Source organism: Reyranella sp. CPCC 100927, from assembly GCF_007859315.1.
GTDB lineage: Bacteria > Pseudomonadota > Alphaproteobacteria > Reyranellales > Reyranellaceae > Vineibacter.
Genome location: NZ_VOHA01000007.1, coordinates 78,888 through 104,847, shown reverse-complemented (window position 1 = coordinate 104,847; position 25,960 = coordinate 78,888). Strand labels below are relative to the sequence as shown.

Genomic DNA, 25,960 nt, shown 5'->3' with positions numbered 1-25,960 from the left:
ATGACACCCGAGGAATTCCGCCGCTTCGGCCATCAGCTGATCGACTGGCTCGCCGACTATCACACCGGCCTGAAGCAGCGCCCCGTGATGTCGCCGGTGCAGCCCGGCGACATCAAGAAGCAGCTGCCGGCAGCGCCGCCGGATCACGGCGAGCCGATGGACGCCATGCTGGGCGACCTGGAGCGCATCGTGCTGCCCGGCCTGTCGCATTGGCAGCATCCCCACTTCTTCGGCTACTTCCCCAGCAACGCCGAGCTTGCCGGCGTGCTGGGCGACTTCGCCAGCACCGGGCTGGGTGTCCTGGGCCTGGCGTGGCAGTCGAGCCCGGCCGTGACTGAGGTCGAGGAAGTGGTGACCGACTGGGTCCGCCGCATGGTCGGCCTGGGTGAGGACTGGAGCGGCGTCATCCAGGACACGGCCTCCAGCAGTACGCTGGTGGCGCTGATCTCGGCGCGTGAGCGGACCACCGGCTATGCGCTCTCGCGCGGCGGGTTGCAGGCGGAAGCCGCGCCGCTGGCCATCTACGTCTCGGCCCACAGCCACAGTTCGGTCGACAAGGCGGCGCTGCTGGCCGGCTTCGGGCGCGCCAACCTGCGCCTGGTGCCGATCGACGATGCGTACGCCATGCGGCCCGACGCGCTGGAGGCGCTCATCCGCGAGGATCTAGCCGCCGGCATCCGCCCCTGCGCCGTCGTGGCCACCGTCGGGACCACGGCCACCACCGCGATCGACCCGATCCGCGGCATCGCCGACGTGACGCGCCGGCATGGCCTCTGGCTGCACGTGGACGCCGCGATGGCCGGCAGCGCGATGATCCTGCCCGAGTGCCGCTGGATGTGGGACGGCATCGAGGGCGCCGACTCGCTGGTGATCAATACCCACAAATGGCTGGGCGTTCCCTTCGACTGCTCGCTGTACTACGTGCGCGATCCCGAACACCTCATTCGGGTGATGTCGACCAACCCCAGCTTCCTGCAGACGTCGGTGGACGGGCAGGTCAAGAGCCTGCGCGATTGGGGTATCCCGCTGGGCCGTCGCTTCCGCGCCCTGAAGCTATGGTTCGTCATCCGCGAGCAGGGTGTTGCGGGCCTGCAGGCGCGGCTGCGCCGCGACATGGCCAATGCCGCCTGGCTGGCGGACAAGGTCTCCGCGACGCCAGGCTGGCGCGTCCTGGCCCCGGTGCACCTGCAGACGGTCTGCCTGCGCCATGAGCCGGCTGGTGTCACCGGCGATGCCCTGGATCGCCACACGCTGGGCTGGGCCGAGCGGATCAACCGGTCCGGTGCTGCCTACCTGACGCCGGCGGTGATCGATGGACGCTGGATGGTACGGGTGTCCATTGGTGCCCTGGCGACCGAGGCGGAGCATGTTGCCACGGTCTGGGAAACCATCCGTCAGGCTGCTGAGGCGGAAGCGCGGCCTGGATAGCAACTGTGCGGCCTGTTCGGCCGACGTCCGGTCGCTGTGGCCTTACGCGTCCGTAGAGTAACGCTGGCCCTGGGCAGCGAACTCCTCCTTCGCCCGCGCGAGCTTGGCGGAGTTGGGTCGAATCACTTTCAGTCTGCCCTCGACCAGGTGTTTCAAGGTTTGAACGACCTTGTACTGGTTACTCATGTACCACTTGATCTGGTTGCGCCCGATGGCGTTGTTCCAGAGGTCCATCTCCTTGCGTGCGGGTGGATTTCCATCGATCTCTTCATGCAAAGAGGTCACGAAACCCGAGTCCTTCGCGCCGATCTTGCCGGTGAGAAGCGTGCTCCAATAGCAGTGCCGGAAAGCGTCCCCCTCGTCGTCGTCGCTGTTCTCTCCGAAGAACTCCGCCTCCTGCGCGTACGCTGTTTTGGCCGTGTTGACGACGTCACGGAAGATCATCGGATGGGTCGCGTAGTAGGCTTCCTCAGCCAACGTGAGCGAATGGCCTGACATCCGTTCCAGGATCTGCAGGGCGCCGTATCCGCCCGCGATACCGATGATGACTGCTGCAGGTAAACCCAAGGCCGCCTCCCTTCGTAGCGTCTACGAATGGACTCTGCCGGGCGATCGGAGCCTGTGCTTCCGCCAAACGGATGAGATGGCCTGCGCGGCTGGACCGAACGAGCACGGGACGGCATTCATATTGTGAATGAATGCTCGCTTTTATTTTGACAATGCCCGCGTTTGCGCTCAGAATGCCGCTCTAACCTGGAGCGTAGTGCGTGAGACCTCGGCACCTTCGCGCGGGGGCGTCCACGATGCGGCCGCTCATCGGCGCCCTCGCCTTCTCGATCCTGACGGCGTGCACCCTGCAGGGCACGACCATCACGTCGGACGGTGCTGAGTCGCCCTACAGCTACCAGGAATACGTGGCCGCCGCCGACGGCCGCGACTTCCTGGTCGAAGTGCGCGGTCTGCCATTCGCCGGCATGTCGCAGGAAACCTTCGATCCGGCGCTGATGGCGGTCATGCGCTCGGCCCGCCCCGTGCGACCGGCCGCCAACTTCACGACCCGCCGCGGCGGACCCGGCATGGTGCCAGCCTATCGGCTGGTGGTGGTGTTCAATCCGCCGCGCAACCTGGCGCACGAAACGCAATGCCGCGCACTCGACTCGGTGCAGCCCGGTCCGGCGTCCGCAGGACAGGTCCGCGTCTCGATCGCGTTCTGTCGCAAGGACGACCTGATGAGCAAGGCCGTGGCCCGTACCGGCGCGACGAGCGTGGATGATCCGGCGTTCCGTCAGATGTTCGTCGAGCTGTTCCCCGTGATGTTCCCGCCGCGCAATCCATTCATCGAAGGACCGATGCAGAGCTGGGACTAGCGACGTCCCCAATTTGTGATCAGGCGACGTAAAACCAAACAGGCGGGCGCGGAATATCCATAGGCGGCGGCGTGTCCATGCCGATGGCACGTCGGTGAGGAGACCACGATGAAGCGCACTGCGATTGGCCTGGCACTGGCGTTGTCCGCTCTGCCGACGCTTCCCGCGTCGGCCGCGGTCATCACATCCGAAGGTGTCGAGGGCCCCTACTATCACAGCGAGTATTCCGCCGCCGCCGATGGACGGGAGTTCCTGGTCGAGGTGCGTGGCGTGCCGTTCGCCGGGATGAGCCAGGAGGCGTTCAACCAGGCGCTGATGGCCGTGCTGATGCGCGCGCGTCCGTCCCATCCGGCAGCGCAGTTCACCACCGGGCCGCTGAGCGCCAATGCCGATCCCGCGTATCGGCTGGTGCTGGTATTCGGGCCGGCACGGAACCTGGCGTTCGAGACCCAGTGCCGCGGCGTCGAGAAGGCGCGCTTCGAGCCCGTCGCGGTCGGCGAGGTGAAAGTGTCGGCCACGTTCTGCCGCAAGGACGACCTGATGAGCCGCGCCATTGCGCGCACCAGCGCAACAAGCATCGATGATCCGGCCTTCCGCCAGATGTTCACCGAGTTGTTCCCGGTACTCTTTCCGCTGCGCAACCCGCTGCACGACGGTGATAACCGTCGCGGCCGCCGGCGCTGACGCGGGAGCGGCAGAGAACGCGTGACGCCCGCATAAGCCGTCTGCTAACCAATCGACATGAGCGGTTGGTATCGTCTTGTTGATCCCCTGCTGGCGCGCGTCGATGCAGAAAGCGCGCACCGGCTTGCCATCAATGCCCTGCGTATCGGCCTGGTGCCGGCCGACCGTGGCGTCGACGACCCGGTGCTGGCCACGACGGCGTGGGGCCATCCCTTCCCCAACCCGGTCGGCCTGGCCGCCGGCTTCGACAAGAATGCCGAGGTGCCGGATGCCATGCTGCGCACCGGCTTCGGCTTCGTTGAGATCGGCACGGTGACGCCGCGCCCGCAGACCGGCAACGAGCGGCCGCGGTTGTTCCGCCTGGCCGAGGACCGCGGCGTGATCAACCGGATGGGGTTCCCCGGCGAGGGCCTGGAGGCCGTGCTGCGACGCCTGAAGGCACGGCCGCGCGTGGGGTTGGTCGGCGTCAATGTCGGGGCCAACAAGGACAGTGCCGACCGGGCGGCCGACTACGCGACCTGCGTCGCCGCCATGGCGCCGTGGGCCGACTACCTGGTGTGCAATGTCTCGTCGCCCAACACGCCGGGCCTGCGCGACCTGCAGGGCCGGGCGGAGCTATTGCGATTGCTGCAGGATGCCCTGGCGGCGCGCGGCCAGCACAGCGACGTGCCGCTGCTGGTGAAGATCGCGCCCGACCTGTCGGAGGGCGATGTCGAGGACGTAGCTGGCGCCGCGCTCGAAGCCGGTGTCGATGGCATGATCGTGGGCAACACCACGGTGTCGCGGCCGCCGGATCTGCGCAGCCCGCGCCGGACCGAAGGCGGCGGGCTGAGCGGCCTGCCTTTGCTCGACCTGTCCACGACGGTGCTGCGCCGCGCCGCCCGCACGGTGCGCGGCCGCCTGATGCTGATCGGTTGTGGCGGTGTCGCCACCGGCGCCGATGCCTATGCCAAGATCCGTGCCGGCGCCACCCTCGTGCAACTCTACTCGGCGCTGGTGTTCGACGGCCCCGGCCTCGTGCGCTCGATCAAGACCGAGCTGGCCGCCCTGCTGAAGCGCGACGGGTTTTCGTCGGTGTCGCAGGCCGTCGGGGCGGATTTGTAGCCTTCGCCGGGGTTGGACGCAGTCGCTTCATCATGAACCACCGGCTATGGCCGGTGGGATAATCGGGCAGGCCGCCGAACGCGCGGTAGCCCTGCTTCTCGTAGAATGGCCGCGCCTGCCAGCCGAAGGTATCGAGCCAGACACCGTGGCACCCCAGGCTCAGGGCATGCCGCTCGGCTTCAGCGATCAGCCTGGCCCCGACGCCGCCGCCGCGGATGCGCTCGGACAGGAAGAAGTTGGCGATGAACAGCCACTCGTAATAGACCATGCCCTGCAGCCCACCCAGCAGCGCACCGCGCGGCGAACGCGCCTCGACCAGGAAGTGGGCGTATCGCTGGTTGCCGCCGAGGGCCTGGCGATTGAAGCGACGCAGCCCCCGCCACACGAACTGCAGGTCCTTGCGGGCCGCCTTGCGCTGGACCTTGATCGTGACGGCGGGCGTCGCGGCTTTTAGTGTTCGCGGCTTGGGCATTTCAGTTGCCTTCCTCCCCACGGCGCGGGGAGGTACTACATGCGGAACACGCCGAACCGGGTCGGGCCGATCGGCTGGTTGAGCGTGGCCGACATGGCCAGTCCCAGGGTCATGCGGGTATCGAGCGGGTCGAGGATGCCGTCGTCCCACAGGCGGGCGGTGGCGAAATACGGCCGGCTCTGGTCGTCGAACTGATCGCGGATCGGCTTCTTGAAAGCCTCTTCCTCGTCGGCCGGCCAGGCGCCGCCCTTGGCCTCGATATTGTCGCGGCGCACGGTGGCCAGCACGCTGGCCGCCTGCTCGCTGCCCATCAAGGCCACCTTGCCGGTCGGCCACATCCACAGGAAGCGCGGGCTGTAGGCACGGCCGCACATGCCATAGTTGCCGGCCCCGTAGCTGCCGCCGATCACGACCGTGAATTTCGGCACCTGCACGGTCGCCACGGCGGTCACCATCTTGGCGCCATCCTTGGCGATGCCGCCGGCCTCGTATTTACGCCCGACCATGAAGCCGGTGATGTTCTGCAGGAACAGAAGCGGAATGCCGCGCTGGCCGCACAGCTCGATGAAATGCGCCGCCTTCAGCGCCGACTCGCTGAAGAGGATGCCGTTGTTGGCCACGATGCCGACGGGATAGCCATGGATGTGGGCGAAGCCGCACACCAGGGTGGTGCCGTAGAGCTGCTTGAACTCGTCGAGTTCGCTGCCGTCGACCAGACGCGCGATGACCTCGCGCACATCATAGGGAATGCGCGGATCGGTCGGGATGATGCCGTAGAGCTCCTCGGTCGGATAGAGCGGCGCGCGCGGCGCCTGCACCAGCAGGGTCGGCTGCTTGCGCCAGTTGAGGTTGGCCACGATGCGACGCGCGATGCCCAGCGCGTGGGTGTCGTCCAGCGCATAGTGGTCGGCCACGCCTGAGGTCCGGGCGTGCACGTCGGCGCCGCCGAGATCCTCGGCGCTCACCACTTCGCCGGTGGCCGCCTTCACCAGCGGCGGACCGCCCAGGAAGATCGTCCCCTGGCGGCGCACGATCACGGTCTCGTCGCTCATGGCCGGCACGTAGGCGCCGCCCGCGGTGCAGCTGCCCATCACCACTGCGATCTGCGGGATGCCCTGCGCGCTGAGGTTGGCCTGGTTGTAGAAGATGCGGCCGAAATGGTCCCGGTCCGGGAAGACGTCGGGCCATTCCGGCAGGTTGGCGCCGCCGGAGTCGACCAGATAGATGCACGGCAGGCGATTCTGCAGCGCAATCTCCTGCGCCCGCAGGTGCTTTTTGACCGTCATCGCGTAATAGGTGCCGCCCTTCACCGTGGCATCGTTGCACACGATGACGCATTCGACGCCGGACACCCGGCCGACGCCGGTGATCACCCCCGCCGACGGCGCGGCGTTGTCGTACATCTCATAGGCGGCGAGCTGGGAAAGCTCGAGAAACGGCGCGCCCGGGTCGAGCAGCGTCCGTACGCGCTCGCGCGGCAGCAGCTTGCCACGCTTGATATGGCGCTCGCGGGCCGCCTCACCGCCGCCACGCCGCACCTCCTCCACCTTGGCCCGAAGTTCGTCGACGCGCCCCTGCATGGCGGCGACGTTATCCTTGAAGGCGGTGGAACGGGTGTCGAGGGAGGACCTGAAAACGGACATGGGCGCTCGGCAAGTGGATGCTATCGCACCGTAACCATCTGCAATCGCAAGGCAAGAGGCTTGCTCCGCAGCGCGGATCGGGCTGCTACACGGTCTCGTCCCACGCCACTCTTGCGCGGCGAAAGGCCCTGCCATGGCGAGCAACCGTGGCGCCGATCATCGGCACCACCCGCAGCCAGCGACCGCAGAGCCTTTGCGTCACGCAGGACGATGGAGACGTCCCGTCCGTATGCCGTATGAAACGCCCAGCCGCGGCGGGTGGGCGTCGCGAATGACGATCTAGCTCTTCTTCTTGGCCGCCTTCTTTTTGGCTGCCTTCTTGCCTGCCTTTTTCTTCGCGACTTTCTTCTTGGCCGCTTTCTTGCCCGCCTTTTTAGCGACCTTCCTGACGGCCTTTTTCGCGACCTTCTTGGCAGCCTTCTTCGCGGCTTTCTTCACGGCCTTCTTTGTCGCCTTCTTCACCGCCTTCTTCTTGGCGGCCGCCCGCCGGGGGCGAGGCACAGCAGGTGGCGGGGCCGCGACCGGCACGCCGGGCAACTCCATGGGCGAATCGGGGTCTGCGCCGATTGCCGGGGTGTAAGGATTAGGGCCGCCGCTGTCGTCGAGATTGCCTGATTCCACAATCATCCACTCCTCCCTACTGGGAGCCGAAGCCACCACCGCTGCGCCGAGAGTCGGGCCGGCGCCCTACCCGCTTCAGCCACGGCAACCGATGACCATCATCGGAGGTGCCGGGCCGATCCAATCAAGCCGATGGCATCCCTGACCGCCGGCCCACTGGCCCAAGGGGAGTTAGCAAGGACCGGACCGCTGCAAATACATCGGCACGGCTCTCTGCTACAGACATTCTTCGGTGCCGGTCATTGATCCGCTGATTGGCCGGGAGAGACGATGCCGTCACCCGATCAACAGCAGCATGCGCCGTCACCGAACTCCCCGCATCGCATTCGTTCTCGTTCTCATTTGAAAGCAGAGTATCGCGCCGCGTTGGGAAGTCAACTCGCGTGCGCATCGAAGACTGTTCACTACTCGCGATTCATCGCGCGACATCCCGCGACTCACACAACATCGATGGCATTGCACGACAATGCACAGGCAAGGATCGCTGTATCAGCTGAAGCGGGTCTCGATATCCGTCCACGCCGGAAAGCCGACCATGTCCTTGTACTCGTCGAAGGTGACCGAGGTTCCTGTCCATGACAGCTGATCCTGGCGCAGATCGGCCAGGGTATCGCGCAGCAGTCGTGCCACCCGCATGATCAGCGTGGTCCCCAGCACCACCATCTCGAAGCCCATCTCGTAGAGCTCGCGGTTGCTGAGGATCGGCGTCTTGCCGCCGTCGAGCATGTTGCAGAACTGGGGTACGTCGATCTCGCGGCCGATACGCTCCAGTTCCGCCACGCTCAGCGGCGCCTCGACGAAAATGCCGTCGGCCCCGGCCCGCACATAGCGCTCGGCCCGCCGCAGCGCACCATCAAGGCCCTCGATGGCGCGGGCATCGGTACGCGCGATCAGGAAGGTCTCCTTGTTCTCGCGGGCTGCCGCCGCCGCCCGGATCTTGCGCTCCATCACCTCGGCCGGCACCACGTCCTTGCCTTCCATATGGCCGCAGCGCTTGGGCGAGACCTGGTCCTCGATGAAGATGGCGGCGGCGCCCATGCGCTCATAGGTGCGGATGGTGCGCGTCACGTTCTTGACGTCGCCGTAGCCGTCGTCGGCATCGATCAGCACCGGCAAGGTGCAGGCATCCATGATGTCGCGGATACCGGCCGAGATCTCGCCCAGGCCGCAGAGACCGACATCGGGCAGGCCGTAGCGTGCGCCCACCACGGGGTAGCCACCGATGATGTAGGCCGGAAAACCGGCGCGCTGGATCAGCCGCGCCGACAGCGCATCGTAGGCACCCGGCAGTACCAGCGGCCGCTCGCGCGCCAGCAGTTCGCGCCAGGTCGGCCGTGGGGCGACAGCAGTGGCAGTGGTCATCATTCCTCCCGATCGATTGCGGCCGGCACCATAGCCCGCGATGCGCGGAACGCGACAGGCCCGGCAATGCTTGACGCGACGCAGCGTGACCATGATCCTGCGCACCAACAAGGCTTGGGCGGGGGGAACGGATGAGGCTGCGACGGGCTGCTCTGGCGGCACTGGCGATGAGTGCCCTGACGGTGGGCGCCACGACGATGGGCACCATGGCATGGACCCTGCCGGCCATGGCGCAAACCGTGACCATGCGCATCAGCCATCAGGTCCCGACGGCGCACCACCTGCACAAGATGCTGCTCAATTTCCAGCAATACGTGAAGGACACGGCGAAGGGCGACATCGACGTCCAGCTCTTCCCGGCCGAGCAATTGCACAAGGCCGGCGAGAACCATCCCGCGGTGGCCCGCGGTGTCGTCGAGGCCGCCCTGTCGGTCAATCAGCAATGGGGCAATACCATTCCGGAAATGCAGGTGGTGGTGATCCCCTACCTGTTCGGCGAGCTCGACAAGATCCGGAAATTCGTCGGCTCCGAGGCCGCCCATCGGCTCGAAAAGAAGATCGAGGAGAAAGGCGTCAAGCACCTCGCCTGGTTCTACATCACCCGCCAGGCCATCTACACGTCGCAGAAGAAGGCGATCCTGGAGCCTGCCGACTTCAAAGGCCTGAAGATCCGCGGCTTCAACCGGATCGCCGATGCCGCCCTGGAGGCGCTGGGCGCCGCACCCTCGGCCATGCCCGGGCCCGAGGTCTACAACGCCCTGCAGACCGGTGTGCTCGATGCCGGCCTGACCGACCTGTCGGCCGCCTACTCCAGGCGCTTTTACGAGGTACAGAAGTACGGCACGGTGACGCCGTCGCTGACCGTCTACTTCCACCTCTATGTCAATCCGCGCTGGTGGGCTGGGCTGAAGCCGGAGCATCGAACCATCCTCGAGACGGCCGCCCGCAAGGCCGAGCAGGATGCGATCACCATCACCGAGGCGACCGCGGCCGAGGCGCTCAAACAGCTGCAGGACAAGGGCATGCAGCTCACCGTCCATGGCCCCGGCCAGATCGAGACCTGGAAAGCGGCGATGCAGAAGCCGGTGATGGATGCCTTCATCAAGGCGGCCCCGGAGGGTGGGCCGGCGCTGATCGACCTGCTGGGCAAGCTGTGAGCCGACCGCTGGCCCTGTGGCGGCAACACACCGCCTCACCTGGGAGCGCGGGCATCCTGCCCGCATCGGCGCGTCAGCGCCGAGGGATGAACGCGTCGCCCTCTGGTCGCGCTACAGGCGAATGCGGGCGGGACGCCCGCGCTCCCCGCTGACATGCGCCGGTTCGTGTTGGCGGTGGACCGGCTGGCGGCGGTGATTGCGCGCCTGGCGCAGGGATTGGCGGCCGCGGCCTGCCTGGGCTGCCTGGCGCTGGTGAGCGTCGCCGTGGCCGCCCGGTACTTCTTCGACCGGCCCCAGGCGTGGAGCGATGAAGTCGTCGGCTGGCTGGTCGTGGCCACCGTGATGTTCGCGGTGGCCGAAGCCCAGCGTCGCGGCGAGCATATCGGCGTCGACTGGCTGGTCGACCGCTGGACGGGCGCCCGGCGCAACGCCGTGCTGGGCCTGGGCGCCCTGTCGGTGGCGGTCGTCTGCGCGGTCTTGATCTACGAGGGCGTCGAGACTGTCCGCTTCACGGTCATGATGGGGGTGAAATCGAATGCCCTGCCCGACGTGCCGCTGTGGGCGATCCAGGCCCTGGTGCCGATCGGCGCCGGCCTGATGCTGGTGGTGGCGCTGGCCCAGCTCCTGCGCTGGGCGGCGGGACTGCCCCCGGTCGAAACGGAAGCCGGCGGACCGGGACGGCACGAGTGACCTTCGTCATCGTCCTGCTGCTCCTGCTGGCGCTGCTCTACACGGGAATCCCGATGTTTTCGGGCATGTTCCTGTTTTCCGGCGCCGTCCTGCTCTACTTCTTCGGCAATGTCGGCACGCTGGGCGAGTTCGTCTTCGAGAAGCTCAACGTCTACCTGCTGGTCGCCATCCCGCTGTTCATGCTGATGGCGCACTTCATGGTGCGCGGCAAGGTCGTCGACGACCTGTACGACACCGCCCATACCCTGGTGCGCCACCTGCCGGGCGGCCTGGGCATTGCCACGGTGTTCGCCTGCGCCGTCTTCGCCGCCATCTCGGGCTCCAGCGTCGCCACCGCGCTGACCGTCGGCAAGGTCGCGATCCCGCAGATGCTGCGCTACAACTACGACCGGCTGGGCGCCTATGGTGTCGTCGCCGGCGGCGGCACCCTGGGGATCCTGATCCCGCCCTCGGCGCCCATGGTGCTCTACGGCTTCGTGTCCGACACCTCGATCGGCGCCTTGTTCATGGCCGGTGTCGTGCCCGGCTTGCTGCTGGCGGCGATCTTCGCCGTGTACTGCATGGTGACCGAAGGGCGCCGCGAGCGCCGACTGGGCCCGGCCTACGTCCGGCCGGCGCGCGCCAGCGGTCCCGAGATGGGCACTGCGCTGCGCCGCTCGTTCTGGGCTCTGACCCTGCCGCCTTTCGTGCTGTTGGGCATTTATTTCGGCGTCTTCACCGCTACCGAGGCGGCCGGTACCGGGGCGCTGTGGGCCTTGCTGATCGCGGCCGTCATCTACAAGACCCTGGGCTGGCGTGACCTGTGGGCCGGCGCCCAGGAAGCCGCCCGCACCACGGCGATGCTGTTCATGATCATCATCGGCGCCGCCCTGTTCGGCTACATGCTGACCAAGCTGCGCATCCCCCAGGAGCTGGTCGAGCTGGTCGTCCGGCACGATATCGGCAAATACCCGTTCCTGATCGCCATGATGGCCCTGATCTTCGTGCTGGGGCTGGTGCTGGAGTCGATCTCCATCATTCTGATCACCACGCCGATCGTGCTGCCGGTGCTAAAGGCGCTGGGCATCGAGCCGGTGTGGTACGGGGTGCTGCTGACCATCAACCTGGAGCTGGCGCTGATCTCGCCGCCGGTGGCGATGAACCTGGTCGTCATCAAGTCGATCACCGGCGCGCCGCTCAAGGACATCGACCGCGCCGCGATCCCCTACATGGTGATGATGGGCCTGTTCATGCTGCTGATCATCGCCGTGCCGGGCATCGCCACCTGGCTGCCCGGCACCATGTTCGGCCAGTGAGGTATTCACCTCTTCCCGGTGGGGAGAGGTCACATCACGCCGCGCACTTGGCCTTCAGCGCCTGGGCCACCTTGGAGGCCGGCTCACGCCCCAGGGCGGCGCAGATGAAGCGGCCGGTGTCGGCAATGGCGTCGAGATCGACGCCGTGCGTGACGTCCAGTCCGTTCAGCATGTAGATCACGTCCTCGGTGCCGACATTGCCGGACGCGCCCTTGGCGTAGGGACAGCCGCCCAGGCCGGCGACGGCGGTATCGAACACAGTGATGCCGCGCTCCATCACCGCCAGGATGTTGGCCAGCGACTGGCCGTAGGTGTCGTGGAAGTGCGCCGCGAGCTTCTCGCGCGGCACGCGCTGGGCCACCGCATCGACCATGGCCACGCACTTGGCCGGCGTGGCGACGCCGATCGTGTCCCCCAGCGAGATCTCGTAGCAACCCATGCGCAACAGCCGTTCGGCCAGGTCCGCCACCGTCGCCGGCGCGACGTCACCGTCATACGGACAGGCGATCACGGTCGAGATGTAGCCGCGCACCCGCATGCCGTGTTTCTGCGCCGCCTCGATCACCGGCGCGAAGCGCTCGAAACTCTCGTCGATCGAGCAGTTGGTGTTCTTGCGGCAGAAGGCCTCGGACGCGGCCGTGAAGACCGCCACCTCCTCGCACTTGGCCTCGATGGCGCCGTTCATGCCCTGCTTGTTGGGCACCAGCACGGGATAGGACACGCCCGGCTTGCGCTTGATCTGCGCCATCACCGCATCGGTGCTGGCCATCTGCGGCACCCATTTGGGTGACACGAAGCTGCCGGATTCGACGGCCGTGTGACCCGCCGCCGTCAGCCGGTCGATCAGCGCGACCTTGACCTCGACCGGTACCGGCTTGGCTTCGTTCTGCAGGCCATCACGCGGGCCCACCTCGACCAGTCGCACGCGCTTGGGCAGGTTCATGATTCAAGTACTCCGCATTCTGGCTACGACGACAGCGCATGGCACATCGCGTAGCTGTGCCGGCCGATCTGCGCTAGCTTGGCCCAGGAAACGCCTGAAGTCACCCGGAGCGCATCATGACTGCCCTGTCGAATACACGCGTCGCCTGGTTCAACGGCACCTTCATGCCCGAAGCCCAGGTCATGATCCCGTTTCGCGACCGCAGCTGGAAGTACGGCGACGGCGCCTTCGACATGACCCGTACCTTCGAGGGCAAGCCGTTCCGGCTGAAGGAGCACATCGACCGCTTCTATCGCTCGCTGCGCTATCTTCAGATCGATCCCGGCGTGTCGCCCAAGGAAATGCTGGCCGTCAGCGAGGAGATCGTGGCCCGCAACGAGCACCTGCGCGGGCAGCACGGCGACTGGTGGGTCGGCCAGCGCGTCAGCCGCGGCGTCGATGCCGTGGGCGACGAAGGCTGGGAACACACCGGGCCGAACGTCGTCGTCGAGGTGATCCCGCTGCCGCTGAAGGAACGCGCCCGCCACTTCCGCGACGGCGCCGACGTCGTCATCCCGCCGGTGCGCCGCACGGCGCCCGACATGCTGAGCCCGCGCGCCAAGACCCACAACTACCTCAACATGATCGTGGCCGAGCAGCCGGTGAAGACCGCGAATCCCAATGCCTGGGCCGTGCTGTTGGACGTCAACGGCAACCTGGCCGAGGGACTGGGCAGCAACATCTTCGTCGTGCGCGACGGCCGCCTGCAGACGCCGCGCGAGAAGTACGTTCTGCCCGGCGTCAGCCGTCAGATGACCATGGACCTTGCCGCCCGGCTGAGCATTCCCTGCGAGGAGCGCGACATCGACCTGTTCGATGCCGCCAACGCCGATGAGATCTTCCTGACCTCGACCAGCCTGTGCATCCTGCCGGTGCGCAGCTTCAACGGCCAGAAGGTCGGCGACGGCAAGGTCCCCGGCCCCATCACCCAGCGCCTGACCGACGCCTATATCGCCGCCGTGGGCTGCGATTTCGTGAAGCAGTACCTGGACCGGCTGTAGCCGCTCGTTGACCGGACCGAAGTCAGCCGAATGATGTGCCGTCGGCTTCGGTCCCCTAAGGTTTCCCGGCAACTACCTTGGCGGCCGGCGCAACAACGCGACACGCCACCCAGTCTCGTTCCTCGCTGCGTAAATTGGGACGAAGACGCTGCCGTTGCCCGGACCCGGGCATTCCCAAAAGACCTGCACCAAATCATGCCGCAGCATCCGGTGGCTGATAGCATGGCAGTTGGACGGCGAACCCTTTGGGAAGCCCCTGGATCGAATTTCTTCCCTGAAATCAGCTTCCAGGCGACGGGCCGTTTGCCTTACAACTTCATCGTCTGCCGCGGAACCAAGCTGCTCGCGGGCCTCAAATTCAAAATCTCGAGCAGCAACAACCTCGTCAACATTTTGCCGTGCATAGGCTCCGTAGAAGGACGCCACGGCCTTTTCTGGCGTGGAAAGGTCAATGGCCTTGGCCCCACCAGCAAACAGACTGAGCACGGCAGATACCGAACGAACGATCGCGCGGCGCATGCTTCCACTCTCAATGCTCATTCACGGCAGCATGTGCGACCTTCTGGTGCATTGTACACTCACAGCGCCCCCCATGTCGCTACCGCGTGAACCCTGCCCTAGACCGCTTCAGCGGCTTGGCTTGCCGCGCAGCAGGTCGAAGGCGGTGACCTCGCCGATGAGGCCTTTCGGCATCAGCAGGATCGACAGGAACAGCACGGCACCGACCAGCACCATGCGCAGCTGGCCGAAGTCACGGCCCAGTTCCGGCAGGATGATGAGGACGATGGCGCCGAGGACGGCGCCCGGCAGGCTGCCCAGGCCACCCACCACCACCATGGTCAGGATCAGAATTGACTCGGGCAGGCGGAACATGTCGGGGCTGATGAAGTTGGTGCTGTGCGCCAACAGCGCGCCGGCGACACCGGCCAGTGCCGTGCTGATGGCGAAGATCACCAGTTTCATCATGCCGACGTTCAGGCCCATCGCGCCGGCGGCCTGATCGTCCTCGCGCAGGGCGCGCAACGCATTGCCATACACCGTGTGGCTGAGCCGGTGCACGATCCAGATGCATACCAGGGTGACAACCGCCACGACATAGTAGGACCGCAGCGGGCTGCCGAGATCCATGCCCAGCACGACGAAGCCGGGGATATCGCGCACCCCCATCGGACCGCGTGTCAGGTCATACCAGTTGGTGATCACCAGGATGATGATCTCACCGACGCTTAAGGTGGCGACGGCGAAGAAGATCTTGACCAGGCGGATCGTGGGGATAGCGACGAGGAAACCGATACCGCCGGCAACGGCGGCGCTGGCTACCAGGTTGACCACCAGATCGGTACCGAAGCGCGCCGACAGCAGTGCCGCCGTATAGGCGCCCACGCCGTAGAATGCCGCGTGGCCCAGCGACAGCAGGCCGGCGACGCCGGAGACCAGGTTGAGGCTGGCCGCGAGGATGATGAAGATCATCGTCAGCTGGGCCAGGCGGAAAGGATAGCCGAGGTTGACCGCGGCCAGCAGCGCCGGCACGACGCCCAGCACGAACGCCAGCAGGATGACAACCCCGTAGGGTCGCGCGCGGGCGAGGATGGCGGCCATCAGACGCGCTCCGCCTTGCGGCCGAAGATACCGGCCGGGAAGAAGATCAGGGTCACCAGCAGGAACACGTAGGCGATCAGGTCGACCCAACGCGTCGGCATGATCTCCGGCGCCAAGCTTTCGCTGAGCCCGATCAGCAGCGCGCACAGCACGGCGCCGGGAATGTTGTTGAGGCCGCCCATCAGCATGGCGATGAACGCCTTCAAGGTCGGCGCGAAGCCCATGTAGGGAAAGATCGTTCCGTAGTACAGGCCCACCATCAGGCCCGCCAGGGCGCCGAACGAGGAGCCGATCATGAAGGTCCAGACGATCACCCGGTCGGTGTTGATGCCGACATAGAGCGCCCCGATCAGATCGTCCGACAGCGCCCGGATCGAGAGGCCGATCTTGGTGCGATAGAGCAGGAACTGCAGCAGCAGCAACATCGCCGCCGCCATGCCGAAGATGTAGAAGTCGCCCGTGGTCAGGATGACGGGCCCCAGCGCGATCGGCGTGTTCAGCATGGCGCCCGAGGGAATGGGCTGCATATCGCCGCCGAAGCGCAGTTCGGCGAACTCGCGCACCAGGATGCCAACGGCCAGCGACGACATCAGCGTGGCTTCGCGCAGCGCCCGCGACTTCAGGGACGCCTCGTCGCGCGCGCGCCGCAACGGCCGGAACGCGATGCGCTCCAGGCCGAAGCCCAGCAGCGCACCGACCGCGGCGACCGCGAACACCACGGCCAGGAACGGCGGGGCGAAGGCCTGGATGATGACCAGCCCGGCGAAGGCGCCCAGCATGTAGACTTCGGAATGCGCGAAGTTCACGGCGTTGAGCACGCCGAAGATCAACGTGAAACCGATGGCGATCAGCGCATAGCACAGGCCGAGGCTCAGGCCGTTGACGATGCCCTGCAGCAGGACGGCATCCATGATCACCCCGTCACGATTGTTCTACGTTGATGTCACCGCAGCGCCGCTGTCATCCCGAGTGATGCGAGGGTCCGGCAACGCAAGGCCTGGATCCCTCGCTGCGCTCGGGCTGACAGGCAGCGGTTACTGCTTGGCAGGCAGGAACGTCACCTTGCCGTCCTTGACCTGGACCTTGGTGACTTCGTCGCGCACGACTTCGCGCGTCTCGGGATCAATCGACATCGGCCCGTTGGCGCCCGAATAGCGTCCGGTCGCGGCCAGTGCATCGCGCACCGCCGCCCGAGTCGGTGACGGGCCGGCTTTGCCGATGGCATTCATGACCAGCGACGCGGCGTCGTAGCCGTAGGCCGACCAGACGTCGGGGATCTTGCCGTACTTCGCCTCGAACTCCTTCACGAAGGCCTTCACCTCGGCGGTGTCGCGCGTCGGGTTGAAGATGCTCATGGAGTACATGCCCTCGAAGGCATCGTCGGCAAGCTTCAGCGAGCGCTGGGTCAACCCGACGCCAGAATCGACGACGGGGATGGCGGTCATGCCCAGCTGCTTGCGCTGCTTCATGAAGTTGGCAGCCTCCTCTTCCAGCATGGCGATGTAGATCGCATCCGGCGGTGAGCGGCGCAGCTTGTTGAGCACGCCGCGGAAATCGGTCGTGCCCTCGTTGTAGATCTCATGCGTGGTGAGCTCGCCGCCGATCTTCTTCAGATGGGCAATGAAGGTGTTGCCGACACTGACGCCCCAGTCGGTCTGCACCTGGATGACGGCGACCTTCTTCTTGCCGAGGGTCTTGACGGCAAAGTCGGCCATGGGCTGCACATAGACCGGCACCGTCTCGCTGGCGCGGAACATCCACTTGTTCACCTTCGTGAGCTCGGGATGCGACGCCGACGGCGTGATCTGCACCAGGCCGGCCTTGCTGTAGGTCTCGGCCGCAGCCATGGTGGCGGTCGAGCTGAAATCGCTGATCGAGGCCAGCACGGCGGCGTTATCCGCCAGTTTCTGGCCGATGTTCACGGTCTCCTTCGCATCGCCCTTGCTGTCGTTGCAGGCGAGTTCGAAGCGGGCACCGGCGATCGTCTTGCGCTCGTTGTAGTGCTCGATGGCGAGGTCCATGCCGCGCTTGATCGGCTCGCCGAAGCCGACCAGCCGGCCCGACAGCGGCAGCGAGCAGCCGATCGTATAGGTCTTGTCCTGGGCTACGGCATTGCCGGCCCCGATCGTCGCCAGGACCAGTCCGGCGGCCACGAGTATCTTCTTCCCCAAGTGCATCACTCTCCTCCTATGCCGGCGCATCGCCTGGTGCTGGCGTGCGCTGAGACTGGCCTCCCAGATAGGCCGCGACGATTCTTTCGTCGGCCTTCAGATCGGCCGGCGCGCCTTCGAGCTGGATGCGCCCACCTTCCATCACGTAGGCGTAATCGGCGATGCGCAGGGCTGCGTTGGCGTTCTGCTCGACCAGCAGGATCGCCGTGCCGCTGCGCCTGATCTCCTCCAGCAGGGCGAAGATCGTGCGCACGACCATGGGCGCCAGGCCCAGCGATGGTTCGTCGAGCATCAGGAGCTTCGGCCCCGCCATCAGCGCCCGGCCGATGCACAGCATCTGCTGCTCGCCGCCCGACAGCGAACCGCCCTTCTGGCGCAGACGCTCGCGCAGGATCGGAAACAGGCTGCAGACGCGATCGACGTTCTGACGCAGCTCGCCTGCCGGGCGCGAGAGCGCGCCGATGCGCAGGTTCTCCTCGACCGTCATGGAGCCGAAGATGTGGCGGCCCTCGGGCGCCTGCGAAACGCCGGCGCGCACGATCTCGTGCGGCGGCCGGTTGGTAATATCCACGCCGGCGACACGCACGCTGCCCTGCGCATTGCGATAGACGCCGCCGATGGTGCGCATCAGCGTGGTCTTGCCCACCCCGTTGCTGCCGAGAATGCAGACGATACCATCGGCCGCCACCGTCACGTTGACGCCCTTGAGAATCTCCTGACCGCCGATCGGCAGGTGGAGATCGCGGACCTCAAGCGCCGTCATCGCTGGCTCCCAGGTAGGCCTGACGAACGGTGGCGTCTTCCTGGACGACGGCCGGTGGCCCGTCGGCGATCTTGCGGCCGGCCGCCAGTACGACAACGCGATGACAGACGCCCATCACCAACGTCATGTCATGCTCGACCAGCAGGATGGTGGCACCACTGCCGTTCAGCCGGCGAATCAGGTCGGCCAGTTCGGCGGTCTCCGAGTCGTTGAGGCCGGCGGCAGGCTCATCGAGAATCAGTAATTCGGGCGCCGTCGCCAACGCGCGCGCAATCTCGAGATAACGCCGGCGACCGTAGGACAGGTTTGCCGCCAGTTCGCCGGCGCGATCGGCAAGGCCGACCGTATCGAGCGCATCCCACGTCTTGCGGATGATCGCCTGCGTGCGCGGCCGGCCTGCGCCCGGGATCAGCGCGCGCCAGGCGGGGAACCCGACGCGCCCCAATGCGCCGACGCAGACGTTGTCGAACACGGTCATGTTGGGAAAGACACGCAGGTTCTGGAACGTGCGGCCGATGCCGAGCTGAGCGATACGATGCGTGCTCAGCCGCACGATCGGCTTGCCCTTCCAGAACACCTGCCCTTCCGACGGCGGCGTGAAGCCGCTGATGACGTTGAACAGGGTCGTCTTGCCAGCGCCGTTCGGGCCGATCACGCCGGTGATCTCGCCGACATCCACGGTCATGTCGACGTTGGCGATCGCCGTCACACCGCCGTAGCGGCGCGCCACATTACGTACCTCCAGCAACGGCGCCGCGGCGCTCATGGGGCACCGCCCCGGTTCCCGCGCGGGACGTCGCTGAACACGACGCCTTGTGGCGAATGTTGTGCGTTTGAGTGTGGCGGCAATGTTCGAGCAGTTCTTCGGCCGGGACGTCCGAATTCATGCAGCAAACAACGCGAGGTTCGACCGCACCGCCTCCTTCGGAGTCAGGCGAGCCGACCACCACACATTGTTCGAACTGCAGGGTGGAGTTGGAACCTCTCTATTACAGTCTTGAAATCGACATTGAAAGCGCCAGCGCTCAATCTCGTTCATTCCGGTTGTGACGGAGGAACAGAAGCGGCCTGGGCCACGACAGCGACGCTGCGCCAGCCGCCGCCAAGACCTCCCTGGCACCTTGGACAACCGTCAGTAGATACTTCGGCACGCCCCGGCTCGCGCGTGAACACGCTCCGGGAAATCCACGGCCGAGGACGCCCTATCGACATTGGCATCAGTGCAGGGCTCCACGCGGCGCAACCGGCGGACGTCAGCGGCCGCTTCATCCTCCCGCAAAAGACGGCGGATTGTTCCTTTCGGCTTTGTCAACGCACGGGACGTAACCCTGTTCAGGGTCCACGCCGGCCTCCTCTGCTCGAAACATTTGGAGAGATCTGGGTTGCACCGACAGCATGGAGGCACGCGACCCTCTCGCCATGGTACGTCCAAGTCGTGACCGGCAGTCGCGGAACTTTGCGCCGATCATATTGTTGATCCCGGAAAGTTCGGGAAATCCCATGTTGCTGATCACGCAGGTCCTCGGCATTTTCCTGGCGGCCGTGACCATGTCGCTGGCCCTGGCACACGCGCTCGAGCTTCCCGGAAAGCTGCGGCTGGACAAGGCGACCTACTGCGCCGTGCAGCCGATCTACTACCCTGGCTTCACATTTGGCGGCATGGCCGAAGGCCTGGGCATCATGGCCGCGCTCGCGCTTCTGTTACAAACGCCGGTCGACGTCCCTGCGTTCGCATGGACGCTGGTCGGCCTTGCTGCGCTCGCCGCCAATCACGCCACGTACTGGATCGTCACGCATCCGGTGAACCGGTTCTGGCTGAAGGATCAGGACTTGCCGGCACTCGGCGCCCGCTTTTTCGGATCGCGGCGAGGGCCTGTGCAGCCGGACACAGATCCAGCGCGCCTGTGGATCCGTTTGCGCGACCGTTGGGAATATTCCCATGTCGCGCGCGCGGGTCTATCGGCGGTTGGGCTGATCGCATTGACCATCGCTGTCGCGATCAGGGCACATTAGCGTTCACGCCAATTCGTGACTGCCGTTGGCGATGATGGCGAAGCGGTCGGCCAATTCCGTCAGCGCGACCTCGTGCAGGATCCGGGCAGGCACGATCTTGCCGCCGAGGCCAGGCAGATCGCGGGTCGCACAGGCGCTCGCGTCGATGGTGACGCGATAGCCGAGATCGACGGCCACGCGGGCCGTCGAGCTGACGCACATGTGGGTCATGAAGCCGGCCATGATCAGGTTCTTGCGGCCGCTCGCGCTCAGCAGCGCATGCAGGTTGGTGTCGGCGAAGCTGTTGGGCAGTCCCTTCTCCACGATCGCTTCGCCTGCGAGTGGTGCGAGTTCGTCGACGATCTGGCCGCGTTTGCCCTCGCGGTCGAACAGACTCCCGGGCCGGCCACGATGGGCGATGTGGAAGATCGGGGCGTTGGCGCGACGGGCAAGATCAAGCAGGCGGCGCGCCGCCGCGACCGCCGGCTGGGCGTCGGGCAGCGCGATCGGCCCTTCGAGATATTCGTTCTGGATGTCGATCAGCACGATAGCTGCCTCACCCACCTTGGCGGGCGTGAGGTCGGCATTGGCGAGCTGCAGAAGGGTCTTGGCCATGTCGGAACTCCCGTGCTGGAAAGGACAACGCCCATCCGGCAATGCCTGATCCTGGTCCTGCATTCACGCCGAGACTTCGCGGCGGTGGGCTGCATTCTTGCAGGTCCACCCGCGCCGCGCCTAGGATCACGGCCATGAACTGGGACGACCTGCGGATCATCCTCGCGGTTCGCGACGGCGGCACGTATGCGGCCGCCGCCAGCAGCCTGCGCATCGACGAGACGACGGTGGCCCGCCGCATCGCCCGGGCCCAGAAGACCCTGGGCGTGACCTTGTTCGAGGCCGTCGATGGCAGGCGGCGACCGACATCGGCGGGCGCCGCGATCGTCAACCGCATCGAGACCGTCGCCCGGCAGATCGGTGAAATCCGGCGCATCGGCCAGACGCAGGAAGGTCTTGGCGGTAATTTCCGCATCGCCGCCACGGCATCGCTGGCCGAAGAGATCCTGGCGCCGCAAACCGGGGATTTCCTGCGCCAGCATCCGGGCATCCGGCTGCAGGTGGTCACCGCGAGTGAGAACGTCAATTTCTCCCGGTGGGAGGCGGACTTCGCGTTGCGGCTGCGCCAACCGCAACGCGGTGATTTCACCATCAGCAAGCTCGGCGAGTATCGGCTGTGGTCGTTCAAGCCCAGCCATCGCGCCGATGGCAACCCGCCGATCGTGTGCGCCTACCCCGATGACCTGGCCTTCACCCCCGAGAGCCGTCACCTCGATGCCGCCGGCCTGCAGGGAACGGCCCGCCTTGTCACCGACCGCGTCCGCATCATTCGTGCCCTTGTCGCCTCAGGCAACGCCATGGGCATCCTGCCGGAGTATCTCTGTGCCGATCTGCGCAGCAACCCGGCACTCATCGCCACGCGACTGCGGGAGATGCGGCCGATCTGGCTCCTGGCGCAGAACCATCTGAAGCGCGATCAGGCAGCGCAGGCCGTCGTTGCGTGGTTGCGCGGTTGTTTCGCGGCGTTTCGCTAACCGACGGAGTGCGACGATGACCGATCTATCAGGCCGCGAGATCATGTGGCGGCGCATCATGGATGATCTGAGCTTCGAACACGCGCAGTTGCAGCGCACGGCCGCCGGCCCTGAATTGCGCGGAGTCGTGCTGATCGCCGAAGCCGGCGCGCCGCTGCGGATCGACTACCGGATCACCTGCGATTCGGCGTGGCAGACAGAGTCGGTGGACGTCGAGCAGGCACACCAGGGCGAACGCCGGACCCTGCGGCTGACTCACGATGGGGCCGGCCATTGGACGGTGGGCGGCCAGCCGGCACCCGATCTCGACGGCTGCACCGATGTCGACCTCGGTGTCAGCCCGTCCACCAACGCCCTGCCGGTCAACCGGCTGCGGCTGGCGATCGGCGGCGCGCAGCTCATCCGCGCCGCCTGGGTGCGCTTCCCGAGCCTTCAGATCGTTCCGGCGCGGCAGTCCTACGAACGAACCGCCGAGACGCGCTACCGCTATCGCAGCCTTACCAGCGGCTTCGAAGCGCTGGTGGACGTCGATGCCGACGGACTGCCGACCGAGTACGCCGGCGTCTGGCGTCGTGTCGCCGACGGCCCGGCGCTTATGCCGCGACCGGCGCGTTCCTGATCCAGGCGTCGCCGCCGCTGAAGGACCAGTCTTCGGACTGGGTCGTGGTGATGATCACCATCACGTCCTGCGGCCGGATGCCCGGCGCCTGCTCCAGCAGCGTGACCAGGCGCTTGTAGAACGCCTGCTTGACCGGGGTGCTGCGCGGCTTGCCGGCCGTGATGCAGATCAGGACATAGTCGTCCGAGCGCGGACCGCCCATGTAGTTACGGTCGAACACCAGTTCACCCGGCTCGTGCTGGTGGATGACCTGGAACCGGTCGTCGGCCGGCACGTCGAACGCGTCCACCATGGCCTGATAGACGCTGTTGGAGAGGGCCCGGATGTACTCGGGCGACTTGCCTTTCAGGAGCGAAATGCGGGCGAAGGGCATGGCGAGATCCTCTGGTGGAGCCCGATGTACGGGCCTTGATCTGCCTTCATATAAGGGCGCATGATGATCCCGAAAATCAGGAAATATTAAACTGATAGTTCGAAAAATCAGGACTATTTTTGATGCGCACATTCGATCTGGACGTCCTGCGCAGCTTCGCCCTGGGGGTGGAGCTGGGCAGTTTCGCCAAAGCCGCCGACCGGCTGGGCCGGTCCACGTCGGCGGTCAGTGCCCAACTGCGCAAGCTCGAGGAGCAGGTCGGCGCACCGGTGCTGCGCAAGGCGGGCCGCGGGTTGGCGCTGACCGACGCCGGCGAAACGATGCTGGCCTATGCCCGTCGCCTGCTGGACCTCAACGATGAAGCCGCCGCCGCGGTGCGCGGCGTGGACCTGGAAGGCTGGATCCGGCTCGGCCTGCAGGAGGATTTCGGCGAAACCCTGTTGCCGGCAGTCCTCGGACGCTTCGCCCGCGCCCACCCCAAGGTCAAGATCGAAGCCAGGGTTGCCCGCAATGCCGACCTGCTGGAGCGCGTCAGCGCCGGCCGCCTTGACCTGGCCCTCGCCTGGGGCGGCCGCGATGGCGGTGGCCACGGCGAGACCGTCACGGAACTGCCGTTGCGCTGGATCGGCCCTGCTGATGAAGAGCTGGCATGGACGGAGCCGCAGAGCGCGCCGCTGCCGCTGCTGGCGTTCGAGGCACCTTGCCTGTTCCGCACGGCCGCCACCGCAGCCCTCGATCGCGCCGGCATCCCCTGGCGGGTGGCGTTCACCAGCCCCAACCTCAGCGGGTTGTGGGCCGCCGCAGCGGCCGGGCTGGGAGTCAGCATCCGCACCCCGCTGGGGTTGCCGCCACGCGTGCGCGCCCTGGCGCCGCGGGAGTTGGGCCTGCCGCCCCTGCCCCGCCTCACCCTGGCCCTGCACCAGGCAACCGCCGATCTCGCTCCGCCGGCCGCCCGGCTGGCCACCATCGTTGTCCAAACCGTGCGCGAGGCGATCGCCGGCAAAGACCCGGGCGCTCAACCGACGACGCGGACCGCGCTGGCCCTTTAACCCCGAACGTCACGCCATGAACGTGGGCAGTCGAGCGGCCAGCGCGTCGACGGCAAGGCGCACCTTCGTGGGCAGGTGCGGCGTCTGCAGCCAGAGCGCGTGGCAGTCGTAGAGGAATTCCGGTTGCTTCGGCAGCAGCAGGACAAGCGCGCCGGCCTGGACACGGTCGCGCACCAGCCAGTACGGCAACCAGGCGACCCCCATGCCGGCGCTCGCCACGTCGGCGATGGCATCGAGGTCGTCGAGCCGCAGCCGATTGACGGGCGTGACCGCGACCGGCTGATCAGGACTCGGGAACAGCCACGGGCGGATACGGCCTGACTGGCGGTAGATCACGCCGTCATGCCGGGCGAGATCATCGACCTGTCGCGGTCGGCCATGCTTCTTGAGGTAGGATGGCGATGCGCAGACGACCATGCGCTGACGCGCCACGCGCCGCGCGATCACCCCGGCCCTGTCCTCCAGATCGCCGCTCCGGATGACCAGATCGAAGCCGTCCTCCACCAGATCGACCATGCGGTCGTTGAACGATAGATCCAGCTCCAGGGCGGGATAGCGCTGCGCCAGGGCCAACAGGACGGGGCTCACGCAGCGGCGGCCGAAATGCACGGGCATCGAGACACGCAGCCTGCCGCTGGGTTCGGCGCGTTGATCGGCCGCCAATGCCTCGGCAACATCGGCTTCCGTCAGCACCGCCCGACAGCGTTCATAATAGGCACGACCGACGTCGGTGAGACTCTGGCGGCGCGTGGTCCGGTTGATGAGGCGCACGCCCAGGCGCTCTTCGAGAAACCGCACGTGCTTGCCGACCATCGGCCCGGACAGATCGAGCGCCGCGGCGGCGGCCGCGAACGACCCCAGGTCGACGGCTTTGACGAACACGGCCATGCTCGTAAGACGATCCATATTCGAAACCATTCGTTTCCACTGTTCTTCCCAGGCCGCTATTTATCCGCCTTTTTCCTCCTGCCATAGCTCATTCAATTCACTTGTTTTGGAGTTGGAGCGATGGCACGCGTGATTCGCTTTCACCGGATCGGGGGCCCCGAGGTCCTGCGCATCGATACTGTCGATGTTCCCAGGCCAGGTCCGGGCGAGGTCCGGCTGCGCGTCAAGGCACTGGGCCTCAATCGCGCCGAAGCATTGCTGCGGCAGAACACCAACATCGAGACGCCGATATTGCCGTCCGGTCTTGGCCTGGAAGCCGCCGGCATCGTCGACGCCATCGGCGACGGCGTGACCGACCTGGTACCCGGCGATGCCGTCAGCGTCATTCCGCTGCCGTCGATGGTCCGGTGGCCCGCCTACGGCGAACTCGCTCTTTTTCCGGCCCAGCACATCATCAAGCACCCGTCATCGCTGGACTGGGAGGCAGCCGCGGCCACCTGGGTCCAGTACCTGACCGCCTACGGAGCGTTGATCGAGATCGCCGGCCTTCGCCGGGACGATTTCGTTGTCATCACGGCAGCGTCCAGCAGTGTCGGGCTGGCCGTGATCCAGATCGCCAATCTGATCGGCGCAACGCCCATCGCCGTCACACGCACATCCGGCAAGAAGCAGGCCCTGCTCGCAGCCGGCGCCACGCACGTCATCGCCTCGGCCGAGGAAGATCTCGAAGCCCGGCTGAAGGCTATCGCCGGCGCACCGGGTGTCCGCGTCGTCCTCGATCCGGTCGGCGGTCGATCCTTCGAGCCGCTGACCGCCGCGATGTCACGCGGCGGCATCCTCGTCGCCTATGGCGGCCTCAGTGCCGACGTGACTCCCTTCCCGCTGTTTGCCGTGCTCAGCAAGGGCCTGACGCTGCGCGGCTACGTCGTTCACGAGACCATCGGTGATCCGACGCGCCGCGCGGCGGCCGTGGCGTTCGTGCTCGATGGACTGGGCTCGGGCTCGCTGCGGCCCGTCATTGCCAGAACGTTCCCGTTCGACCAGATCGTCGAGGCGCATCGCTTCCTGGAGTCGAACGAACAGTTCGGCAAAATCGTCGTGACGGTTTGAC

General features: G+C 66.3%; 28 protein-coding genes. 13 read left to right on the top strand and 15 right to left on the bottom strand.

The window, feature by feature from the left end; genetic code table 11:
* Nucleotides 1-1,428, top strand: a complete 1,428-nt coding sequence (locus tag FQU96_RS20150; protein ID WP_146543129.1) for a pyridoxal-dependent decarboxylase — start codon at nucleotides 1-3, stop codon at nucleotides 1,426-1,428.
* 42 nt (nucleotides 1,429-1,470) lie between these two features.
* Here FQU96_RS20150 and FQU96_RS20145 read toward each other — a convergent pair whose 3' ends face one another.
* Entirely contained in the window at nucleotides 1,471-1,995 is a 525-nt protein-coding gene (locus tag FQU96_RS20145; protein ID WP_146543128.1) for a hypothetical protein, read from the bottom strand.
* Nucleotides 1,996-2,231: 236 nt separating this feature from the next.
* On the opposite strand from FQU96_RS20145, the gene FQU96_RS20140 reads away from it, so the two are divergent.
* The 3 genes from FQU96_RS20140 (at nucleotide 2,232) to FQU96_RS20130 (ending at nucleotide 4,583) form a co-directional block, all read left to right on the top strand.
* Nucleotides 2,232-2,795, top strand: a complete 564-nt coding sequence (locus FQU96_RS20140; protein WP_146543127.1) for a hypothetical protein — start codon at nucleotides 2,232-2,234, stop codon at nucleotides 2,793-2,795.
* 108 nt (nucleotides 2,796-2,903) lie between these two features.
* Nucleotides 2,904-3,479 carry a hypothetical protein gene (locus FQU96_RS20135; protein ID WP_146543126.1) on the top strand — a complete coding sequence of 192 codons (576 nt, stop codon included), beginning with the start codon at nucleotides 2,904-2,906 and terminating at the stop codon, nucleotides 3,477-3,479.
* 57 nt (nucleotides 3,480-3,536) lie between these two features.
* Nucleotides 3,537-4,583, top strand: a complete 1,047-nt coding sequence (locus FQU96_RS20130; protein WP_146543125.1) for a quinone-dependent dihydroorotate dehydrogenase — start codon at nucleotides 3,537-3,539, stop codon at nucleotides 4,581-4,583.
* On the opposite strand, the gene FQU96_RS20125 is transcribed toward FQU96_RS20130, so the two are convergent.
* The 4 genes from FQU96_RS20125 to FQU96_RS20110 all read right to left on the bottom strand — a co-directional run bounded on the left by FQU96_RS20125 (nucleotide 4,507) and on the right by FQU96_RS20110 (nucleotide 8,681).
* Entirely contained in the window at nucleotides 4,507-5,055 is a 549-nt protein-coding gene (locus tag FQU96_RS20125; protein WP_146543124.1) for a GNAT family N-acetyltransferase, read from the bottom strand. The two genes, FQU96_RS20130 and FQU96_RS20125, sit on opposite strands and share 77 nt — an antisense overlap.
* Before the next feature lie 35 nt (nucleotides 5,056-5,090).
* Nucleotides 5,091-6,698, bottom strand: a complete 1,608-nt coding sequence (locus FQU96_RS20120) for a carboxyl transferase domain-containing protein (RefSeq protein WP_146543123.1) — start codon at nucleotides 6,696-6,698, stop codon at nucleotides 5,091-5,093.
* Nucleotides 6,699-6,977: 279 nt separating this feature from the next.
* Nucleotides 6,978-7,325 (bottom strand): hypothetical protein, encoded by a 348-nt coding sequence (locus FQU96_RS42230; protein WP_178130603.1) that lies wholly within the window; start codon nucleotides 7,323-7,325, stop codon nucleotides 6,978-6,980.
* Nucleotides 7,326-7,808: 483 nt separating this feature from the next.
* Complete coding sequence (locus FQU96_RS20110; protein ID WP_178130602.1) at nucleotides 7,809-8,681, bottom strand: oxaloacetate decarboxylase; 873 nt, start codon at nucleotides 8,679-8,681, stop codon at nucleotides 7,809-7,811.
* Between the two features lie 131 nt (nucleotides 8,682-8,812).
* Between FQU96_RS20110 and dctP the strand changes: the two genes are divergently transcribed.
* The 3 genes from dctP (at nucleotide 8,813) to FQU96_RS20095 (ending at nucleotide 11,823) form a co-directional block, all read left to right on the top strand.
* The gene (gene dctP, locus FQU96_RS20105; protein ID WP_146543120.1) at nucleotides 8,813-9,838 is read left to right on the top strand and encodes a TRAP transporter substrate-binding protein DctP; all 1,026 of its coding nucleotides are present in this window, start codon (nucleotides 8,813-8,815) and stop codon (nucleotides 9,836-9,838) included.
* 153 nt (nucleotides 9,839-9,991) lie between these two features.
* Nucleotides 9,992-10,528: a TRAP transporter small permease gene (locus tag FQU96_RS20100; protein ID WP_146543119.1), complete on the top strand. Its 537-nt coding sequence runs from the start codon at nucleotides 9,992-9,994 to the stop codon at nucleotides 10,526-10,528.
* Nucleotides 10,525-11,823 (top strand): TRAP transporter large permease, encoded by a 1,299-nt coding sequence (locus FQU96_RS20095; protein ID WP_146543118.1) that lies wholly within the window; start codon nucleotides 10,525-10,527, stop codon nucleotides 11,821-11,823. The genes FQU96_RS20100 and FQU96_RS20095 overlap by 4 nt, the downstream gene beginning before the upstream one ends.
* Nucleotides 11,824-11,857: 34 nt before the next feature.
* Here FQU96_RS20095 and FQU96_RS20090 read toward each other — a convergent pair whose 3' ends face one another.
* Complete coding sequence (locus FQU96_RS20090) at nucleotides 11,858-12,766, bottom strand: hydroxymethylglutaryl-CoA lyase (protein ID WP_146543117.1); 909 nt, start codon at nucleotides 12,764-12,766, stop codon at nucleotides 11,858-11,860.
* A 116-nt stretch (nucleotides 12,767-12,882) separates the two neighbouring features.
* Between FQU96_RS20090 and FQU96_RS20085 the strand changes: the two genes are divergently transcribed.
* On the top strand, nucleotides 12,883-13,806 hold the full coding sequence (locus tag FQU96_RS20085; protein WP_146543116.1) for an aminotransferase class IV: 924 nt from the start codon (nucleotides 12,883-12,885) through the stop codon (nucleotides 13,804-13,806).
* A gap of 72 nt (nucleotides 13,807-13,878) precedes the next feature.
* On the opposite strand, the gene FQU96_RS20080 is transcribed toward FQU96_RS20085, so the two are convergent.
* From FQU96_RS20080 to FQU96_RS20055, 6 genes are all read right to left on the bottom strand, one after another.
* Nucleotides 13,879-14,325, bottom strand: coding sequence for a hypothetical protein (locus FQU96_RS20080; RefSeq protein ID WP_146543115.1), 447 nt, complete (start codon nucleotides 14,323-14,325; stop codon nucleotides 13,879-13,881).
* Nucleotides 14,326-14,433: 108 nt separating this feature from the next.
* The gene (locus FQU96_RS20075) at nucleotides 14,434-15,405 is read right to left on the bottom strand and encodes a branched-chain amino acid ABC transporter permease (RefSeq protein ID WP_255468418.1); all 972 of its coding nucleotides are present in this window, start codon (nucleotides 15,403-15,405) and stop codon (nucleotides 14,434-14,436) included.
* Complete coding sequence (locus FQU96_RS20070; RefSeq protein ID WP_146543114.1) at nucleotides 15,405-16,316, bottom strand: branched-chain amino acid ABC transporter permease; 912 nt, start codon at nucleotides 16,314-16,316, stop codon at nucleotides 15,405-15,407. Before FQU96_RS20070 ends, FQU96_RS20075 begins: the two co-directional genes overlap by 1 nt.
* A gap of 123 nt (nucleotides 16,317-16,439) precedes the next feature.
* Complete coding sequence (locus tag FQU96_RS20065; RefSeq protein ID WP_178130601.1) at nucleotides 16,440-17,582, bottom strand: ABC transporter substrate-binding protein; 1,143 nt, start codon at nucleotides 17,580-17,582, stop codon at nucleotides 16,440-16,442.
* A 10-nt stretch (nucleotides 17,583-17,592) separates the two neighbouring features.
* Entirely contained in the window at nucleotides 17,593-18,339 is a 747-nt protein-coding gene (locus tag FQU96_RS20060; protein WP_146543112.1) for an ABC transporter ATP-binding protein, read from the bottom strand.
* Complete coding sequence (locus FQU96_RS20055; RefSeq protein WP_146543111.1) at nucleotides 18,326-19,105, bottom strand: ABC transporter ATP-binding protein; 780 nt, start codon at nucleotides 19,103-19,105, stop codon at nucleotides 18,326-18,328. Before FQU96_RS20055 ends, FQU96_RS20060 begins: the two co-directional genes overlap by 14 nt.
* A 734-nt stretch (nucleotides 19,106-19,839) precedes the next feature.
* Here FQU96_RS20055 and FQU96_RS20050 point away from each other — a divergent pair.
* Entirely contained in the window at nucleotides 19,840-20,352 is a 513-nt protein-coding gene (locus tag FQU96_RS20050; protein WP_146543110.1) for a DUF1772 domain-containing protein, read from the top strand.
* A 3-nt stretch (nucleotides 20,353-20,355) separates the two neighbouring features.
* Here the strand turns inward: FQU96_RS20050 and FQU96_RS20045 are convergent, their stop codons facing one another.
* Entirely contained in the window at nucleotides 20,356-20,946 is a 591-nt protein-coding gene (locus FQU96_RS20045; RefSeq protein ID WP_146543109.1) for a cysteine hydrolase family protein, read from the bottom strand.
* Between the two features lie 134 nt (nucleotides 20,947-21,080).
* Between FQU96_RS20045 and FQU96_RS20040 the strand changes: the two genes are divergently transcribed.
* A complete protein-coding gene (locus FQU96_RS20040) occupies nucleotides 21,081-21,920 on the top strand; it encodes a LysR family transcriptional regulator (protein ID WP_146543108.1) in 840 nt (279 codons plus the stop codon).
* A gap of 16 nt (nucleotides 21,921-21,936) precedes the next feature.
* Nucleotides 21,937-22,539: a putative glycolipid-binding domain-containing protein gene (locus tag FQU96_RS20035; protein ID WP_146543107.1), complete on the top strand. Its 603-nt coding sequence runs from the start codon at nucleotides 21,937-21,939 to the stop codon at nucleotides 22,537-22,539.
* Here FQU96_RS20035 and FQU96_RS20030 read toward each other — a convergent pair.
* On the bottom strand, nucleotides 22,514-22,912 hold the full coding sequence (locus FQU96_RS20030; protein ID WP_146543106.1) for a tautomerase family protein: 399 nt from the start codon (nucleotides 22,910-22,912) through the stop codon (nucleotides 22,514-22,516). The two genes, FQU96_RS20035 and FQU96_RS20030, sit on opposite strands and share 26 nt — an antisense overlap.
* Before the next feature lie 122 nt (nucleotides 22,913-23,034).
* Here FQU96_RS20030 and FQU96_RS20025 point away from each other — a divergent pair, with 122 nt between their 5' ends.
* On the top strand, nucleotides 23,035-23,961 hold the full coding sequence (locus FQU96_RS20025) for a LysR substrate-binding domain-containing protein (protein WP_370461382.1): 927 nt from the start codon (nucleotides 23,035-23,037) through the stop codon (nucleotides 23,959-23,961).
* 9 nt (nucleotides 23,962-23,970) lie between these two features.
* On the opposite strand, the gene FQU96_RS20020 is transcribed toward FQU96_RS20025, so the two are convergent.
* Nucleotides 23,971-24,867 (bottom strand): LysR family transcriptional regulator, encoded by an 897-nt coding sequence (locus FQU96_RS20020; RefSeq protein ID WP_146543104.1) that lies wholly within the window; start codon nucleotides 24,865-24,867, stop codon nucleotides 23,971-23,973.
* A gap of 102 nt (nucleotides 24,868-24,969) precedes the next feature.
* Here FQU96_RS20020 and FQU96_RS20015 point away from each other — a divergent pair, with 102 nt between their 5' ends.
* Nucleotides 24,970-25,959, top strand: a complete 990-nt coding sequence (locus FQU96_RS20015) for a zinc-dependent alcohol dehydrogenase family protein (RefSeq protein WP_146543103.1) — start codon at nucleotides 24,970-24,972, stop codon at nucleotides 25,957-25,959.
* The last annotated feature ends 1 nt before the right edge of the window (nucleotide 25,960 follow it).

Bases quoted from the DNA above. Each gene is read 5' to 3' on its own strand.
- FQU96_RS20150 (WP_146543129.1), top strand. From the start codon at position 1: ATGACACCCGAGGAATTCCGCCGCTTCGGCCATCAGCTGATCGACTGG.
- FQU96_RS20140 (WP_146543127.1), top strand. From the start codon at position 2,232: ATGCGGCCGCTCATCGGCGCCCTCGCCTTCTCGATCCTGACGGCGTGC.
- FQU96_RS20135 (WP_146543126.1), top strand. From the start codon at position 2,904: ATGAAGCGCACTGCGATTGGCCTGGCACTGGCGTTGTCCGCTCTGCCG.
- FQU96_RS20130 (WP_146543125.1), top strand. From the start codon at position 3,537: ATGAGCGGTTGGTATCGTCTTGTTGATCCCCTGCTGGCGCGCGTCGAT.
- FQU96_RS20125 (WP_146543124.1), bottom strand. From the start codon at position 5,055: ATGCCCAAGCCGCGAACACTAAAAGCCGCGACGCCCGCCGTCACGATC.
- FQU96_RS20120 (WP_146543123.1), bottom strand. From the start codon at position 6,698: ATGTCCGTTTTCAGGTCCTCCCTCGACACCCGTTCCACCGCCTTCAAG.
- FQU96_RS42230 (WP_178130603.1), bottom strand. From the start codon at position 7,325: ATGATTGTGGAATCAGGCAATCTCGACGACAGCGGCGGCCCTAATCCT.
- FQU96_RS20110 (WP_178130602.1), bottom strand. From the start codon at position 8,681: ATGACCACTGCCACTGCTGTCGCCCCACGGCCGACCTGGCGCGAACTG.
- dctP (WP_146543120.1), top strand. From the start codon at position 8,813: ATGAGGCTGCGACGGGCTGCTCTGGCGGCACTGGCGATGAGTGCCCTG.
- FQU96_RS20100 (WP_146543119.1), top strand. From the start codon at position 9,992: ATGCGCCGGTTCGTGTTGGCGGTGGACCGGCTGGCGGCGGTGATTGCG.
- FQU96_RS20090 (WP_146543117.1), bottom strand. From the start codon at position 12,766: ATGAACCTGCCCAAGCGCGTGCGACTGGTCGAGGTGGGCCCGCGTGAT.
- FQU96_RS20085 (WP_146543116.1), top strand. From the start codon at position 12,883: ATGACTGCCCTGTCGAATACACGCGTCGCCTGGTTCAACGGCACCTTC.
- FQU96_RS20080 (WP_146543115.1), bottom strand. From the start codon at position 14,325: ATGCGCCGCGCGATCGTTCGTTCGGTATCTGCCGTGCTCAGTCTGTTT.
- FQU96_RS20075 (WP_255468418.1), bottom strand. From the start codon at position 15,405: ATGGCCGCCATCCTCGCCCGCGCGCGACCCTACGGGGTTGTCATCCTG.
- FQU96_RS20070 (WP_146543114.1), bottom strand. From the start codon at position 16,316: ATGGATGCCGTCCTGCTGCAGGGCATCGTCAACGGCCTGAGCCTCGGC.
- FQU96_RS20065 (WP_178130601.1), bottom strand. From the start codon at position 17,582: ATGCACTTGGGGAAGAAGATACTCGTGGCCGCCGGACTGGTCCTGGCG.
- FQU96_RS20060 (WP_146543112.1), bottom strand. From the start codon at position 18,339: ATGACGGCGCTTGAGGTCCGCGATCTCCACCTGCCGATCGGCGGTCAG.
- FQU96_RS20055 (WP_146543111.1), bottom strand. From the start codon at position 19,105: ATGAGCGCCGCGGCGCCGTTGCTGGAGGTACGTAATGTGGCGCGCCGC.
- FQU96_RS20050 (WP_146543110.1), top strand. From the start codon at position 19,840: ATGTTGCTGATCACGCAGGTCCTCGGCATTTTCCTGGCGGCCGTGACC.
- FQU96_RS20045 (WP_146543109.1), bottom strand. From the start codon at position 20,946: ATGGCCAAGACCCTTCTGCAGCTCGCCAATGCCGACCTCACGCCCGCC.
- FQU96_RS20040 (WP_146543108.1), top strand. From the start codon at position 21,081: ATGAACTGGGACGACCTGCGGATCATCCTCGCGGTTCGCGACGGCGGC.
- FQU96_RS20035 (WP_146543107.1), top strand. From the start codon at position 21,937: ATGACCGATCTATCAGGCCGCGAGATCATGTGGCGGCGCATCATGGAT.
- FQU96_RS20030 (WP_146543106.1), bottom strand. From the start codon at position 22,912: ATGCCCTTCGCCCGCATTTCGCTCCTGAAAGGCAAGTCGCCCGAGTAC.
- FQU96_RS20025 (WP_370461382.1), top strand. From the start codon at position 23,035: ATGCGCACATTCGATCTGGACGTCCTGCGCAGCTTCGCCCTGGGGGTG.
- FQU96_RS20020 (WP_146543104.1), bottom strand. From the start codon at position 24,867: ATGGATCGTCTTACGAGCATGGCCGTGTTCGTCAAAGCCGTCGACCTG.
- FQU96_RS20015 (WP_146543103.1), top strand. From the start codon at position 24,970: ATGGCACGCGTGATTCGCTTTCACCGGATCGGGGGCCCCGAGGTCCTG.